Source organism: uncultured Candidatus Kuenenia sp., assembly GCF_900696675.1.
Taxonomy (GTDB): domain Bacteria; phylum Planctomycetota; class Brocadiia; order Brocadiales; family Brocadiaceae; genus Kuenenia; species Kuenenia stuttgartiensis_A.
Genome location: NZ_CAADGZ010000254.1, coordinates 1 through 1,771, shown reverse-complemented (window position 1 = coordinate 1,771; position 1,771 = coordinate 1). Strand labels below are relative to the sequence as shown.

Genomic DNA, 1,771 nt, shown 5'->3' with positions numbered 1-1,771 from the left:
TGTTTAAAGTAGTACAATAGCGCTACCACAATTGCTAAAAAACGGATATCTGTTATCGCTTTTTGCCAATCTTGGTAGTGGAAAATACTGATTTTCGCATTGCGAAAATCGTTTGCAGGATTTAGGTGTAATAATATATTTTTGGCTCTTTCTAGTTTCAAGTGGGTAAAATCGTAATACCTTTATTTATTGGCACTGTCTTGTCATTTTATTGTCTGGAATATTTTTTGTAAAAACCAATATTTTTGTAAACAAGATTCGCTGCTAAAAAATTTGGAGCTTCATTCCCTATGTTTGGTTTTAACTCTACAATATCGAATCCAACAACATTTTTCTTCTCATAAACTTTCCTCAAAAAATCTATTGTCTGATACCACCCAATCCCCCCTGGAACGGGTGTACCGGTAGCAGGCATTATAGAAATATCTAAACCATCAACATCTAAAGTTATATAGACATTTTCTTCTAAAGTTTTCAATGCTTCATCATGCCATAAATCATTGTTGTAAATATTCCTGGCATAAAATACCGACACAGATTTTTTATTTTTTTTCACAAATTCCAATTCTTCCTGAGAAGTTACCCTGACACCAAAACTTGTTACTCTGCAGCCTATATCTTCAACAACTCTTCTCATTACACTCGCATGATTATATTTGCTGCCGCCAAACTCATTTAATAAATCTAAATGAGCATCTAACTGAAGTACAGATAATTTTTTATATTTATTTTTATATGCTTTTATCGCACCTTGGGATATTGAATGCTCACCACCCAAGGTCACCAAAAACTTATTATCATCTATCACCTTTCTACTGCAAGTAAATATTTCTTCCATAACTTTTTTTTCATTGGTGTAAAATTCTTCAATATTTAAATTGCCTACCGTAAAGATTCCGATTTTAAAAATATTTCCCAATTCATCATCGTATGGTTCGATATTAACAGATGCATCTAATATAGCATTTGGTCCTTTTTTTGTGCCGGATTGATATGAAACGGTTCCATCGTAGGGCACCCCAAATAGAATAACTTTTGATTTATTGTATGCTTCAAGTTCAGATTTGAAATTGTAGCAAAACGCGCCAAATTGAACAGAAGACAAAACAGAATCTCTTAATTTTTTTAACATGTTCTATGATTATATTTCAGTTACGCTAATAGTGAAAATGTAACGTCGAAGTACCTTATCAGTAATTTTTTAGCACACTTCCATTCGTCAGTGCGTGCTTTTTGGCAAAATATTTAAGGTGAAATCTGAAATACTAATTTTTTTGTAACACTTCAGTTTTTTGAGACCGTAGGGGCAAAGTATTTGCGACAACTGGAATACCTGCGTTCATGCCCAAACATGCAAATGCTTCGCTCCCTACACCGTGCGGCAAAACAATGTTATTATTGGAATTTTTCAAAAAAATAAAGTGTTACATTTTTTTTAATTTGTGAAGTCTGTTGTTCCACCCATTCATGTTTTCTGCTTGTTTGGTTTTGATTAACCAACCAGTTTAGGTATTTCAAGATTTTAGAATGAAACGATTTATTCGTCTTAACCCATGCTATATGCGAAGATTTATCGTGATTTTTGTTACTACAAGGCTCATTAACCCAAGTCTGGGCGTTTGAGAATGTGCGTTTAATAATTACACCTAAATCCTGCAAACGATTTTCGCAATGCGAAAATCAGTATTTTCCACTACCAAGATTGGCAAAAAGCGATAACAGATATCCGTTTTTTAGCAATTGTGGTAGCGCTATTGTACTACTTTAAACA

1 protein-coding gene is annotated in these 1,771 nt (G+C 33.3%); it reads right to left on the bottom strand.

All coding sequences use genetic code 11. The features are described from left to right. Positions 1 to 208: 208 nt before the first annotated feature. Positions 209 to 1,132 (bottom strand): agmatinase, encoded by a 924-nt coding sequence (gene speB, locus QZT26_RS17465; RefSeq protein WP_099326725.1) that lies wholly within the window; start codon positions 1,130 to 1,132, stop codon positions 209 to 211. Between the last annotated feature and the right edge of the window lie 639 nt (positions 1,133 to 1,771).

Bases quoted from the DNA above. Each gene is read 5' to 3' on its own strand.
- speB (WP_099326725.1), bottom strand. From the start codon at position 1,132: ATGTTAAAAAAATTAAGAGATTCTGTTTTGTCTTCTGTTCAATTTGGC.